Annotated in this window: 1 protein-coding gene and 1 pseudogene; both read right to left on the bottom strand. The window is 36.9% G+C overall.

The window, feature by feature from the left end:
• Positions 1-121, bottom strand: a pseudogene (locus HC175_RS24435) (VOC family protein); the annotation flags it as partial.
• Positions 122-172: 51 nt separating this feature from the next.
• Positions 173-417 (bottom strand): hypothetical protein (locus tag HC175_RS23985; protein ID WP_209310118.1); only part of this gene is annotated, 245 nt, incomplete at its 5' end.

Genomic DNA, 417 nt, shown 5'->3' on the forward strand with positions numbered 1-417 from the left:
TGATGAGGTAATTCTTTCCAAAGTCTCCGGCAACAACCGAAAATCCTATATTCTCGTAAAATGCTTTTGAGGCCTGCAGATCCTTTACACTGAGGCTTACAGAAAATGCTCCTAATTTCATATTGTGGCTGTTATTTAGTTTGAGAATTCGCTTCAGAGACTATTAAAGTAATTATGATTCCCCATTTTTCGCCGTATATCTAAGGGATACTCTCATAGCTGCAATAAGGAAAAGATTTGCTAAGATCCCAAAAGCTTCACCCAGGTTTTCTCCGGATAGTAGCTGCCCGTACTCTATTCTAAAAAGGTTTGCAATGAGCAGCATCGTGGCTATTAGAAGTATAACGATCCGAAATTTTTGTGAACGACTGTTATGAGATTTGAACATCACTTTGAACTTTAAAATTTTTTTCTTTA

The organism is Salinimicrobium oceani, from assembly GCF_012037645.1.